General features: G+C 60.9%; 10 protein-coding genes and 1 pseudogene. 7 read left to right on the top strand and 4 right to left on the bottom strand.

Translation table 11 applies throughout. The annotated features are described in order from the left end of the window. A partial coding sequence (locus ACVW0R_RS02705) for a zinc ribbon domain-containing protein (RefSeq protein ID WP_457501601.1) occupies nucleotides 1-282 on the top strand: 282 nt, incomplete at its 5' end. Nucleotides 283-339: 57 nt separating this feature from the next. Next, nucleotides 340-1533, top strand: a complete 1194-nt coding sequence (hemW, locus tag ACVW0R_RS02700) for a radical SAM family heme chaperone HemW (RefSeq protein ID WP_011429676.1) — start codon at nucleotides 340-342, stop codon at nucleotides 1531-1533. Between the two features lie 95 nt (nucleotides 1534-1628). Here the strand turns inward: hemW and uvrA are convergent, their stop codons facing one another. After that, nucleotides 1629-4529 carry an excinuclease ABC subunit UvrA gene (uvrA, locus tag ACVW0R_RS02695; protein ID WP_457501600.1) on the bottom strand — a complete coding sequence of 967 codons (2901 nt, stop codon included), beginning with the start codon at nucleotides 4527-4529 and terminating at the stop codon, nucleotides 1629-1631. A 197-nt stretch (nucleotides 4530-4726) separates the two neighbouring features. Here uvrA and ACVW0R_RS02690 point away from each other — a divergent pair, with 197 nt between their 5' ends. Beyond that, nucleotides 4727-7099: a transglutaminase TgpA family protein gene (locus ACVW0R_RS02690; RefSeq protein WP_457501599.1), complete on the top strand. Its 2373-nt coding sequence runs from the start codon at nucleotides 4727-4729 to the stop codon at nucleotides 7097-7099. A gap of 233 nt (nucleotides 7100-7332) precedes the next feature. Next, nucleotides 7333-8673: an alkaline phosphatase gene (locus ACVW0R_RS02685; protein WP_457501598.1), complete on the top strand. Its 1341-nt coding sequence runs from the start codon at nucleotides 7333-7335 to the stop codon at nucleotides 8671-8673. A gap of 127 nt (nucleotides 8674-8800) precedes the next feature. Here the strand turns inward: ACVW0R_RS02685 and ACVW0R_RS02680 are convergent, their stop codons facing one another. Both ACVW0R_RS02680 and ACVW0R_RS02675 read right to left on the bottom strand, forming a co-directional pair. Further along, a complete protein-coding gene (locus ACVW0R_RS02680; RefSeq protein ID WP_457501597.1) occupies nucleotides 8801-10264 on the bottom strand; it encodes a cryptochrome/photolyase family protein in 1464 nt (487 codons plus the stop codon). An 87-nt stretch (nucleotides 10265-10351) separates the two neighbouring features. Then, nucleotides 10352-10558 (bottom strand): hypothetical protein, encoded by a 207-nt coding sequence (locus ACVW0R_RS02675; RefSeq protein ID WP_240530343.1) that lies wholly within the window; start codon nucleotides 10556-10558, stop codon nucleotides 10352-10354. 212 nt (nucleotides 10559-10770) lie between these two features. Here ACVW0R_RS02675 and ACVW0R_RS02670 point away from each other — a divergent pair. Together ACVW0R_RS02670 and rbfA are read left to right on the top strand one after the other, a co-directional pair. Continuing rightward, nucleotides 10771-11999: pseudogene (locus ACVW0R_RS02670) on the top strand (RNA-guided endonuclease InsQ/TnpB family protein). A gap of 193 nt (nucleotides 12000-12192) precedes the next feature. Then, complete coding sequence (gene rbfA, locus ACVW0R_RS02665) at nucleotides 12193-12642, top strand: 30S ribosome-binding factor RbfA (RefSeq protein WP_011429667.1); 450 nt, start codon at nucleotides 12193-12195, stop codon at nucleotides 12640-12642. 191 nt (nucleotides 12643-12833) lie between these two features. Here the strand turns inward: rbfA and ACVW0R_RS02660 are convergent, their stop codons facing one another. Beyond that, nucleotides 12834-13013, bottom strand: coding sequence for a hypothetical protein (locus tag ACVW0R_RS02660; RefSeq protein ID WP_011429666.1), 180 nt, complete (start codon nucleotides 13011-13013; stop codon nucleotides 12834-12836). Nucleotides 13014-13109: 96 nt separating this feature from the next. On the opposite strand from ACVW0R_RS02660, the gene ACVW0R_RS02655 reads away from it, so the two are divergent. Further along, on the top strand, nucleotides 13110-13511 hold the full coding sequence (locus tag ACVW0R_RS02655; protein WP_228375431.1) for a hypothetical protein: 402 nt from the start codon (nucleotides 13110-13112) through the stop codon (nucleotides 13509-13511). Nucleotides 13512-13514 lie beyond the last annotated feature (3 nt).

Here is a 13514-nt window from a genome sequence, read left to right as displayed (position 1 = left end):
CTGCAAATTTTGGCAGCCAAGGCTGAAAGAGCTGGGCTGTTGACGATTGCAGGGGATCCCCGCGGCAGCAGTCAAGGGTGCTCGGGGTGTGGTCGAGATGTGCCCAAAAAGCTGCATGAGCGGTGGCACGATTGTCCGCACTGTGGGTTGAGGATTGGCAGGGATCACAGCTCGGCGAGGGTCATCAAATCCAGAGCGGTGGGGCGTCCCGTTCTTCAAGCTCAGGAAATGTCCTGCTATCGGGCAGGGGTCACTGTTGGCGAAGCGTGGCGTAAGCCATGAAGCCTGCACTCTATGCGTCAGCATGAGTGTGGGAGTACGTCACCAAGGTAGGGAGCTATGGTAGTTGCAGCCTCTGCAGAAGACTTTGCCCTCTCCACTCAGCTTGGCTGGCCGGAGGCGGCCTATCTGCACATTCCCTTCTGCCGGCAGCGCTGCCACTACTGCGATTTTGCCACCGGCCTGGGCACGCGCGAACTGATCGAAACCTATGTGCAGAGGCTCTGCCAAGAGATCGGCGGCGCCCACCGCTACCGCCATTTGGCCGGGGATCCCCAGCCCTTGACCAGCATTTTTTTCGGCGGCGGCACCCCTTCCCTGCTGACGGTGAAGCAGTTGAGTCGGATTTTGAGCCAATTAAGGGAGAGGATCCCGTTTCATCCCGACTGCGAGATCTCGCTCGAGGCCAACCCCGGCACCCTGACACGGGAGCAGTTGGCAGGCTACCGGGATCTAGGGGTTAACCGCATTAGCCTAGGGGTACAGGCCTTTCAAGCGGAGCTGCTGGCCGCCTGCGGTCGCCTCCATGGGGTGGAAGAAATTTACGAGGCTGTGGCCGACTTGCAGGCGGTGGGCTTTGAGAATTTCAACCTGGATTTGATCTTCGGGCTGCCCTATCAAACTTTAGAACATTGGCAGGAGTCACTGCAGGCTGTTCTTGAAATCAACCCCACCCATGTCTCCGTTTACGATCTCACTCTCGAGCCGGGAACCCGCTTTGGGCGTCTCTACCGGCCGGGGGAGGCGCCTCTGCCCAGCGAGGAGACCACGGTTGCCATGTACCTGACGGCGCGGGAGTTGCTCACCCAAGCCGGCTACATCCACTACGAGATCTCCAATTTTGCCCGCCCTGGGTATGCCTGTCGCCACAACCGGGTGTACTGGGAAAACCGCCCCTACTTTGGCTTTGGCATGGGATCGGTCGGCTACGAAGGGGGGCGGCGCATTCAACAGCCGAAAACTCTCCACGCATACTTTGAACAGGTCAAAGCGCAGGTTCACCCCCTGCCGCCGCCGGCTTCTGCAGAAGAAATCTGGATGGATACGGTGATGTTGGGGTTGCGCCTCCAGGAAGGGCTGGAGTTGGCAACTCTACAGGAGCGCTTTGGCAGCAGGAAGGTGGAGCAGGCCTTGCAGAGGCTGGATCCCTATTTTGAAAAAGGTTGGGCCAGTTGTGAGGCGGGGCGGCTGCGGCTAGTCCCGCCGGAGGGCTGGCTGTTTTCCAACGAAGTCATTGAAGAGCTTTTGTTTTGAAGAGAACTGGGCAGGACATCAGTGAAGAAAGCAGCCGCCCGGTTCAAAGTCGACCTTTGTCCAACTTGTCTCTCAGAGGGTGGGGATAGCAGGGCTTACTGGCCGGGGGGATAGCGTTGCAAAACCTGCTTCAGGTAGCGCCCCGTATGGGATCCCGGCTGCTCAGCCACTGCCTCAGGGGTGCCTACGGCCACGATCTGGCCGCCCTGGTCGCCTCCTTCTGGCCCCAGGTCAATGATCCAGTCGGCACAGCGGAGGATGTCCAGGTTGTGCTCGATCACCAGCACCGTGTTGCCCACATCCACCAGCCGCTGCAGGACGTTCAAGAGCTTGTGAACGTCGTAGAAAGACAGGCCAGTGGAGGGCTCATCCAGCAGGTAGAGGGTTTTGCCGGTGGAACGGCGGGACAGTTCTGCCGCCAGCTTTACCCGCTGCGCTTCCCCGCCGGAGAGGGTGGGGGCCGGCTGGCCCAGCTTGATGTAGTCGAGGCCCACATCGGCCAGGGTCTGCAGGATCTTGGCCGCAGGGGGCAGGGCAGCGAAAAACTCCAGCGCTTCTCCCACCGTCATATCCAGGACTTCGGCGATGTTTTTGCCCTTGTACCTGACCTGGAGGGTCTCGCGGCTGTAGCGGCTGCCGCCACACACTTCGCAGGTAACATACACATCCGGCAGGAAGTTCATTTCAATCACGTTCACCCCCTGCCCTTTGCAGGCTTCACAGCGCCCCCCCTTGACGTTGAAGGAAAAGTGGCCAGCGTGATAGCCTCTAGCCTTGGCCTCTAGAGTCTGGGCAAAGGCCTGGCGGATGGGATCAAATAGACCCGTGTAGGTGGCAGGGTTGGAGCGAGGGGTGCGGCCAATGGGGGATTGGTCGATGACGATCACCTTGTCGATGTGTTCAACGCCCTGCAGCTCTCCCATTTCCGCGGGTTTGGGCACCTTCTGGCCGAGGTAGTGCCGCAGGGCGGGGTAGAGCAACTCGTTGACCAGGGTGGACTTGCCGGAGCCGGAGACGCCGGTGACGCAGACCAGCTTGCCCAGGGGGATCTCCACATCGATGTGCTTGAGGTTGTTTTTGTGGGCATCGGTGAGCTTGAGGGAAACGGCCTTGCCGGGCCGCCGCCGAGCCGGGGTCGGGATCCGCCGCCGCCCCGACAGATAGGCGCCAGTGAGGGAGCGCTCGCAGGCCAGGATATCGGCTAGAGACCCTTGGGCCACCACCTCTCCCCCGTGGATGCCGGCGCCAGGGCCAATATCCACGATGTGGTCGGCGGCGCGGATGGTTTCCTCGTCGTGTTCCACCACAATGAGGGTGTTGCCCAGATCCCGCAGGCGCAACAGGGTTTGCAACAAGCGCTCGTTGTCCCGCTGGTGCAAGCCGATGGAGGGTTCATCCAACACGTAGAGCACCCCCGTCAGGCCGGAGCCAATCTGGCTGGCCAGCCGGATCCGCTGCGCCTCGCCCCCCGAAAGGGTCATGGCCGGTCGGGCCAGGGTGAGGTAGTCGAGGCCCACATCGATTAAAAACTGCAGCCGGGTTCGGATCTCCCGCAGCACCAGCTCGGCAATCTGGGCCTGGCGGGGGGTGAGCTTGAGGTCTTCCAGGCGGCGCAGGCAATCGCCAATGGAGATCTGGGTGAGATCCGTGATGCGGTAGCCGCCGACGCGCACCGCCAGGGCCTCCGGCCGCAGCCGGGATCCGCCACAGGCAGCACAGGGGCGGTAGGTGAGGTAGGCCTCTAGCTTTTGCCGGTAGGTCTCGGAGGTGGTTTCTTGGTAGTGCCGCTGCAACTGCGGGATCACCCCTTCGTAGCGACGGTAGTAGCCCCGGCCCCGGTAGGGGGATTCTGCCTCAACGTAGATCTCCTGGTCGGTGCCGTAGAGGAGGATCTGCTGCTGCTCGGGAGTGAGGTCGCACCAGCGGCTGCTGAGGTCAAAGCCCAAGGCCCTGGCGACCCCTGCCAGCAACGCCAGGTAGTAGGGGTTCTCCCGCTCCGCCCAGGGGGCGATGGCCGCGTACAAAGGGAGCTTGGGATCCGGCACGATCCGGTCGGGGTCGAAGATGGGCTCAAAGCCCAGCCCGTGACAGACAGGACAGGCGCCGATGGGGGAGTTGAAGGAAAATAGCCGCGGCGACAGCTCGCCCAGCACCGAGCCATGTTCGGGGCAGGCAAATTGTTCCGAAAAGATCAGCTCCGTCGGCTTGCCGTTGAGGTACTGCCCCGCCACCTCGGCCACTTTTTGCAGCAGGTGTTCCCGCTCTTCCTCTCTCGGCAAGAGCTCCACCACCGCCAGTCCCCCCGACTGGCGCAGACAGGTGGTCAGGGAATCGGCCAGCCGCTCGGCGATCTCGGGGCCCTTGACCAGCCGATCCACCACCACCTCAATGGTGTGGGCCTTGTTTTTGGCCAACTCGATCTCTTCGCTCAGATCCCGCACTTGGCCGTCGATGCGCACCCGCACAAACCCCTGCTGGCGCAAGCTCTGCAAGAGGGCTGCATGGGTGCCCTTTTTTTCCCTCACCACAGGCGCCAGCAACTGAAAGCGCGTCCGCTCCGGCAGGGCCAGGATCTGGTCCACCATTTGATCCACCGTCTGGGGGGCAATCACCCGGTCACAATGGGGGCAGTGGGGGATCCCGGCCCGCCCGTAGAGCAGCCGCAGGTAGTCGTAGATTTCGGTAACGGTGCCCACCGTGGAGCGGGGGTTGTGGCTGGTGGACTTTTGGTCGATGGCAATGGCCGGGCTCAAGCCCTCGATGCGGTCTACATCCGGCTTGTCCAGTTGCCCCAGAAATTGCCGCGCGTAGGCGCTGAGGGACTCCACATAGCGCCGCTGCCCCTCGGCAAAGATGGTGTCGAAGGCCAGAGAAGATTTGCCGGATCCAGAGACGCCCGTAAACACCACCAGGCGATTGCGCGGGATCCGCAGCTCGATGTTCTTGAGGTTGTGCTGCCGCGCCCCCACTACGTGGATTTCGTTCTGACCGGACATCTCGTCCCCTCTGTGCGCAGCGCAGGTCGAAAAACAACGAAAGTTAAGGAACATTAACGATTCTAGTGCCGCGCCAGAAGTCTGTCCTCTCCAATCGAGAAGGGGTGCCGGCAAGCTGGGTCTATCGTGGGCAGGAGAAGGAGAAAGACTTGGCTATCTTGGAAGGGCCACTTGAGGATCCCGAAGCAACCTAGCCCGTGGCCTGGCCGCTGCTTGCTGTCCAAAAGGTCTTCATCTACCTGCTGGTGGGGATCGCCTTCACGGCCCTCTGCCTTGGAGATCGGGCCCTGTCGCCGGCGGTTATCGCCCTCTGCTTGGCGGCAGGGGTGGGCAGTTGGTTCTGGGAGCCGCCCCGGATTAGTTTTGCCCGCTATGCTTCCCTGTGGATGCCCCTGACGGTGAGCGTGTTGGTCAGCTTGGCGGCCCTGGTGCTGGCGGGCGTGCTGCCGCTTTCGGATGGGGCCATAGGCCTGGTGCTTTACCTAACAGGGGCCAAGTTGTTCCAGCGGGAACGGGCAGCAGACCACATCCAGTTGGCGGTGCTGTCTCTGCTGCTGATGGCCATCGCCACCCTCTTCAACGAAGACATCAGCTTTGGGTTTTTATTCCTGCTGTATGTGGGGGTGGGGCTGGTTAACCTCACCCTCTATCACCTGCGCCTGCAGGCGGAGCAGCACCCGCAGGCGGCCAGCCAAGTCCGCGGGATCGACCTCAGCTTTTTGGGGTTTCTGGGATCCCTGGCCTTGCTGGCAACAATTCTCTCGGTGGTTTTGTTTTTCCTCTTCCCGCGGCTCAGCTTGGGGATCTTGGGCCGGCAGGCCCGCTCGCCGGTGATGACCACCGGCTTTGCCGAAGAAGTCAGCCTGGGGGAGTTCGGCACCCTTAAAACCGACAACACCGTTGCCCTGCGGGTGGAGTTCCCGGCAGGGGTGCCCCCCCAGGTGGAGTCCCTCTACTGGCGGGGGATCAGCTTTGATCGCTACGACGGGCGGGCTTGGTCGCGGACGCTGAACCGCGCGATCCCGATTTTCCCCACTGCAGCAGGGGTCTTTGATCTCTCGGCTTCCCCCTTGATCCCCACCGCGAGCGACCTCCAGTTCTTCCCCCTGGAGCAGCGGATTTACCTAGAGCCGCTGGCCACCACCACCGTCTTTGGGGTGGCGCCGCTGCTAGAGGTGGAGTGGCTAGATCGAGGTGGGGCGATGACTCCGCAGCAGGCATGGCAACGGCAAACTCGCCGCCTGCTCCTGCACGAGAGCGGGGATGTCAGCCATTCTCTGCCCCCCCGGCTGCCCTATCTCTACCGCGCCGTGAGCTGGATCCCCCAGGATCTAAGGCCCCGCCTGCGCCAGCTTGGCCGGGAGGAGCTGCTGAGCGCTCTTGACCCAGTCCAGCAACAAGCCTATCTGCAGTTGCCAGCAGAGCTGGATCCGCGCATTCCCGCCTTGGCAGAGGAGATCACGGCTGGGATCCCCGACGTCTTTGGCAAGGTAGCGGCTCTGCAGAACTACCTGCTGGAGAACTACGCCTACACCACCGATCTGCCGGATCCCGGTGCCGAGCCGCCTTTGGAGGCCTTTTTGTTTACCCACCGCCGCGGCCACTGCGAATACTTTGCCACCGCCCTGACGGTGCTGGCCCGCAGCCTCGGCATCCCGGCCCGCGTGGTCAATGGCTTCTTGGGCGGGCGCTGGGTGGCGCAGGAAAAGTACCTGGCGGTGCGCAACGCCGATGCCCACTCGTGGACGGAGATCCCCTTTGGCTCCTACGGCTGGGTCATCTTTGACGCTACGCCGGCAGAGGCCAATGTTAGCCAGCGGCAAAGCGGGTGGGATCCCCTGCAAGATTTTTACGACAGCCTGCGCTTCCGTTGGTTTAAGTACGTCATCCAGTACGATCTATCCACCCAGCGGCAGATCTGGCGGCAGATTCAGGAGCTGGCCAGCCGCGTGACCGCTCCCCAAAAGCAGGAGGATGTCGTTGCCGCCCTCCGCCGCAGCTTGGTGGGCTGGGGGCAAAGCCTGCAGCAAAACAGCCTGCCGCTGGTGGGGGTGATTTTAATCACCAGTTCCATGGCCCACTGGGGTCGCCGCCGCCGCTACCAGGCCGTGCGCTGGCAGGATGGGGGATGGATCCTCTTGGCCACAGCCGCCAATGGAGTGGTGATGGGATCCCTGTGGCAGCCGCCCCCTGCATGGCCTACCTGGATGGTAGGGATCCTGCTGCCGAGTCTGGCCTTTGCCGGGATGCGCTGGATCCCGGCGGCTCTACCCAAGTCCCAGCGGCGCCGCCAGCTTATCTCAAGGCTTTATCTGCAACTGCGGGACCTGGCGACGGCAGTGGGGATCCCCGCCCACCTAGGGCCAGAAGCTTGCCTAGACCACTTGCGCCAGGCCGACTTGCCTCAGGTTGAACTGGCCATCCGGTTCCTGCAGCGCTACCTGGAAGTACGCTTTGGCGGGATCCCGTTGGAAGCCGGGGAACTGCAGCGTTGGCAACACCACCTTAGACAGCTTAGGCGGTCCTGGCAGGCCAAGAGTTCGACGCCTGCTCCCAAAAGAACAGCTTGACTGGAAGACGGCTATAAAGCTCTACGAGAAGCCTTGACGTTATGAGGCAGTTAAGAGATAGTTAACTCTAGGTATAGACCTCGCAACCTGCCCCGGCCAAGTAGTAGACCTGAGAGGCGGATTGTCGCTGCAGGTAAGTTCTGCAGGGGCATTTGCGCGCGCTCTTGCTAACTGTTCAAGGCTGTGTTACTTTCCTTGACGTTCAGCTTTGAGCAAGCAAGAGCGGGTTAGCTATGCGTAGCTATTCTCTGAGGGCAGCGTTGGCTGCAACTTTGTGTCTGCTGTCCTCGTCAGTTTTTTCCTCTAGCCTGGCTCAAGCGGCGCCTAAGCCGACCGGAAACGGGGCCATCTTCTTCCACCCGGATGGAACCTCAGCTTCCCACTGGGACATCACACGCATTCTCTACTACGGCCCCGATGGCTTTCTGAACTGGGATCGTCTTCCCGTGATTGCCCCCTATCGCGGGCACCATCTCGACCAGCTTGGGGGAACTTCCAACGCCGGAGCGGTGACCCATGCCACGGGAACCCGTGTCCACGCCAAGAGCTTTGGGTTGGATCCGGACGGCAAGGAGTATCCCTCGGCCAACGGCACCCTGAACACGATCATGGAAGAGGCTGTGGCGGCAGGCTTGGGTACGGCTCTGGTGCAAACGGGATCCATCATTGAGCCGGGGACGGCTGCCTTCGTTGCCGAAGTTGCCAAGCGCAGCGACTATGAGGAGATTGCCCTGCAGGTGGTGGAGTCAGGGGTAGACATCATCCTGGGGGGTGGCGAGGAATGGCTGCTGCCGGAAGGTGTCCAGGGCCGCTTTGGCAAAGGGAAGCGCAAGGATGGCCGCAACCTCATTGAGGAAGCCAAGAAAAAAGGGTATGCCGTCGTCTATACCCGCGACGAGCTGCTGAAGCTGCCGGCGAATGTCTCCAAGGTTTTGGGGGTGTTCAACGTCGAGGACACCTTCTACGACAAGCCTGAAGAAGAGTTGCGGAAAGAAAACTTGCCCAACTACATCGCCAGCGCCCCCACCATTGCCGAGATGACACAGTTTGCCCTGGAGCGGATCTCCCGCAATCCCAAGGGCTTCTTGGCTGTCATCGAAGAAGAGGGCACTGATAACATGTGCAACAACCTCAATGCTTCCGGCTGCCTGGAGGCCATGAAGCGGGCCGACGATGCCATCGGGGTGATTCTCAACTTTATCGAGAAGAATCCCAAGACCTTCATGATCACCACCAGCGACAGCAATGCCGGTGGCATGCAGTTGGTGGATGTCGAGTCCGCTGATGAGCCGTTGCCCCCTACTGACCCCGAAGGCAGTGGTGCCCCCATTGACGGGGTTGACGGCACCGGTAGCAAGCCGTTCATTTCCGCTCCCGACAAAAATGGCAAGCGCTTTCCCTTTGCCGTGGCTTGGGCTAGCGGAGATGACGTCGGCAGTGGAGTCATTGCTCGCGCTGCGGGCTTGAACGCTCGAGAGTTGGTGCCGACCACCGGGATCCTGAACACGGACATTTATCGGATTCTCTACTTCGTGCTCTTCGGGGAGCGCATCCCCAGCGAGCTAAGGCGGTAGTCTCAAGCAAGTGGGGATTGGCGGGGATCCCTCGGATCCCCTTTTTTATTGCTACGCAACGCCGTCGCAAACCTGCTGGCGGCGCGGAGCGCTTCTGGGAGTGACGAGGCGTCCTTGCCACGTCTTGTCAGAAAGGAGGAGAAAGACTGCCTTGAGCGGGCTTAGAGTGGCCGTGCTGCACTGCCTGGTAGCGCCGCTTGAACTCCTGCTGCTGCACCTTGTGATCCACGATGGGATCCGGGTAGCCGCAGCGCCGCCGCTCCTGCAGAGCCCAGGATCCCTTGGGGTCATTCCCCACCCACAGCAAAGCTGGGGTATCCAGCCCCGCTAGCTCCGGCAGGTAGCGGCGGATATACTCCCCCTCCGGGTCGTAGCGGGCCGCCTGGGTGGCTGGGTTGAAGATGCGCAGGGGCCTGGGATCTGTGCCCACACCCGCGCTCCACTGCCAGCCGCCGTTGTTGGCCGCCAGATCCCCGTCCACCAGCTTCTGCATAAAGTAGCGCTCTCCCCAGCGCCAGTCGATAAGCAGATCTTTGGTTAGGAAGCTGGCCACGATCATGCGGCAGCGGTTGTGCATCCAGCCGGTCTCGTTGAGCTGGCGCATGGCCGCATCCACAATCGGGTAGCCCGTCTGGCCGGCACACCAGGCCTGAAACCAGTCCTGGCGGTTGTCCCATTCCAGCGCATCAAAGGCTCGTCGGTAGGCTCCGCTTTCCACATGGGGCCAGTGGGCCAAGACATGCTTGTAAAACTCGCGCCAGCACAGCTCCTGCCGCCACGTGCGCAGGCTGCTCTCGGCCTCTTCGCTGCGGGCCTCCGCTTCCACCTCCCGCGTGGCCTGCCACACCTGGCGAATGCCGATGGTTCCCCAGCAGAGGTGGGGACTGAGGAGGGAGGTGCCCTGTTCAGCCGGGAAATTGCGGGCCCGCTCGTAGTCGAAAATGCGCAGGCCCTGACAAAAATCCTCCAGAAGACCCTGAGCCACGCTCTCCCCCGCTGCCGGGATCCGCTGCTCACAGACAAACCCCAGATCCGCCAAGCTGGGCAGCGGTTGGGATTGCAGGCTTGACACTGGCTGGAGATCCTTGGGAATGGGGAAGGGATCCGGCTTAGGCAGGCTGGACCAGCGGCGCCAGAAGGGGGTAAAAACGAAGTAGGGATCCCCCGCCTGGGTCAACACCTCTCCCGGCCCGTGCAGCAGCATATCTTGGTAAGAAAAAGAGGGGATCCCGGCTGCCGTCAAGCTGGCCCGCACCCGACTCTCCTGCTGCCGGGCCAAGGGATCCAGATCTTCGTTCCAGAACACGGCCTGCGCCCCCAGCTCGGTGGCCAACTGCCGCAGCTCCGCCAACGGATCCCCCCGCCGCCAGAGGAGCGGGATCCCCATCTGGGCGTAGCGTTCCTGCAGCTCCTGTAACGCCTGGAGGAGAAACGCCACCCTGGCTGGGGCCATATCCGCCCGCTGCAAGACCTGCGGGTCGAAAACGAAAACCGGCACCACCTGGGAGCTGCGCTGCGCCGCCGCGTGGAGGGCTGTGTTGTCCGCCAGCCGCAGATCGCGGCGATGCCAGAGGAGAACCGGGGAAGTCATAGGAGGCCAAGCAACCGGATCCCATTTTGGCCGCTTTTTCTTCCTCTCTTCAACCCCAGGCTGCCGGCAGAGGTGGGCAAATGATGTCTATTCCCCCAACAGACGTCCAGGGCAGGGACAACAGCGCTCGTCAAGGTTTCGCTGGCCATCGCTGGAGCCCATGGCGTAAGCTGTATCTCCCGGCCTCACCACCAACTGAGTCAGCTTGAGGGCAAGTAGCGGATCGAGCGGCTCCGGTACATTAAGTAGGAACTGCTCAACGGAGCGCCGCAGCGCCTCTGGCGTCTTGCTCATCACGTCTCCATCCATCCATCGATGGCTTTAGCTAATCCGCCGTTCGCGCTAGCGGGACGTAGTCCTGGAAGCCCCGCTCTGTACCCCCCTATATCCCAGCCCCCCAGTCCCCCAGCCCCCCAGTCCCCCCGTATACGGGGGGATATAGGGGGGCGGGCCGGTCAGAGTCGGGATGAGAGGCGGGAGCGTTCAACAGGTACAATGCATTCATCATGAGAACCGCTTACCAGTACCGCTTGCGCCCTACTGCTAGCCAAGTCGCCCTGATGGGTGAGTGGCTGGAGCTGCTGCGTAAGCAGTACAACTATCGCCTGGCGGAGCGCTTCCGCTGGTGGGAGCAGAATCGCTGTGACAGCCATGCTTGCCCGTTGACGGTCTGCCATCTGCCTGAGTTGAAAGACAAGCCCGATTTCTACTCACAGAAACGAGACTTGGTAAACACAAAGGCTCTCTTCCCCGAATACCAAGCGATTCATTCCCAGGTGCTCCAAGACTGCCTACAGCGGGTGCAAAGAGCGTTTGACCGATGGCTAAAAGGTGACTGTAACGGCAAGCGGGCAGGCAGGCCCAGGTTTAAGGGAGTAGGGCGGTATCGCTCCTTCACCTTCCCTCAGATGAAGCAGGACTGCATTCGAGGGCAGTTTATCCATCTGCCCAAGATTGGGCCGGTCAAGCTGGTCCAACACCGCCCTTTGCCTGAGGGGTTTGTTATCAAAACGGCCACCATCACCCGCAAGGTGGATGGGTGGTATGTGACCTTGAGCTTACAAGATCCGTCTGTCCCGGAATGGAGCCCTGACCCGCCAACGTGGGAAAACACGATGGGGATAACCTGGGGCTAAGCTCTTTCTTGGTCACCGATGAGGGTGAGGCGGTTGAGGTTCCTCAGTATTACCGTAAAGCGCAAAAGCGGCTCAAGCGGCTGCAACGGTCTGTATCGCGCAAGCAGAAGGGGTCAAACCGCTACCAGAAAGCGGTCAAGAGGTTGAGCAAGGCACATCAGAAAGTAGCCAACCAGCGCCGGGATTTCCACCACAAAGTTGCTCATCAGCTTTTGCAAAAAGGGAGACACATAGCCCATGAGGCATTGAACATCAAAGGTCTGGCAAGGACAAGGTTGGCCAAATCTATCCATGACGCCGGTTGGGGTGAGTTCCTGCAAATTTTGGCAGCCAAGGCTGAAAGAGCTGGGCTGTTGACGATTGCAGGGGATCCCCGCGGCAGCAGTCAAGGGTGCTCGGGGTGCGGTCGTGAGGTGCCCAAAGAGCTGCATGAGCGGTGGCACGATTGTCCGCACTGTGGGTTGAGGATTGGCAGGGATCACAACTCGGCGAGGGTCATCAAATCCAGAGCGGTGGGGCGTCCCGTTCTTCAAGCTCAGGAAATGTCCTGCCATTGGGCAGGAGTCACTGGGAAGCCTGCACTCTATGCGTCAGCATGAGTGCGGGAGTACGTCACGTATTCATACTCAAGATAGGGTGGACATGGACCCAGAATAGAGGGGGAAGGAGAAGAGGCGCGTAGCATCTGCTACTGTTCTGAGGACATGGCGAGGAGAAGCTGGCACCACCTAAGGAGCCGCCGGCAACCGGCCAGAGCAAGTTTGCAGAAGATAGGAACCTAAGGACAGAAAAATGGCGACAGCGCGACGGGTGGCACGGGTAGCCGAGCTGATCAAACGGGAGGTCAGCCAAATCCTGCTCTCGGAGATCAAAGATGACCGGGTGGGGGCAGGGATGGTCAGCATTGTGGACGTAGAGGTTTCCAATGACCTGCAAAATGCCCGCATCTTCGTCAGCATCTATGGCGATGAAGCGGCCCAGCAGCAGACCATGGAGGGGCTGGCTTCCGCCACTCCCTTCGTGCGGCGGGAAATCGGTCAGCGCCTCGGCCTGCGACGGGTGCCGACGGTGGTGTTTTTGCAGGATCGCTCTTTGGAGCGGGGATCCCGGGTTCTGGCCCTGCTCAACCAACTGAGACAGCCCGCTGAGGCCCAACAACAGGAGGGATCCCACCCTGGGGTTGAGGGAAGGATGGCGGACACCCCTGGGGGTGAAGAAGACGAATTGAGCGAACAACAATAGTTGCTCGCTTTAAGAGTTGCCCACTTTCGTGCCAACCTGGGGGATCTGCGCTAAAGCTCCGCCTGCTTTGCACAAGCGAGAAAAGAACCTACCTGAATGACCAAGTGGACCGGAGAGGCCTTGGCTTCGCAGCGATGCGGACAACCTCAAAGCAATGTTGTCTCACGGAGAAGTTTTTGGATTTGTTAGGCTTAAGGAAGCCATACGGCCTTTTCCCCGGCCATCTCATCTGTACAGGGCTCAATGTCGGCGGCATGCTTACGCCAACCGGGGCCTTCTGCCCCAATGGGCAGCACCGTCGCTGCCGTAAACCGGCGAAAGGGCTGTAAAGTTGCGGTTTGTGCCTTTTCTGCCTTTTCATGGATGTTCAAAGCCCACTGCAACCGGATCCCGCTTTAGCGGGTGCTACTCCACTCCAAGCTCTGCAAGCTCTGAACCAGAGTGTTGCCGAAGCTTTGGTTTCCTGCTTGAAAGGGCAACCCCAACAAGCCACCCAGCACCTTTTACTGGCTCTGCCGCAGTTAATGGCTGCTCTGGGGGCTTTGAGGCAAAAATCTTCCGTTGGCGTCAGCGGGCCGGAGGCCTTGGTTGAGTCTACAGGCCGGGCCTCAGAAGCCAACCCCAAGCGCATCATTCACATCGAAGGCAACCGCGTGCAAGTGTGGGTGGATAACCAGATTCGGAGCAGTTGGAGCATTTGGTCGGTGGGAGATCTCAAGGAAGTCTGCCGGCTGGCAGAAGAATTTGATTGTGGCCTCAGCTATTCCCTGGGAGATAGCTCAGGGTCGAAGTCAGAAATGCTGCTATTGGCCTCCAGTCCTGCGGAACTGCCGGATCTGCTCTCGAAATCCGAAGACTCTGCTGCCTAGCAG

Source organism: Thermostichus sp. MS-CIW-15 (genome assembly GCF_054060575.1).
This window is presented reverse-complemented; position numbering and strand designations above follow the sequence as displayed.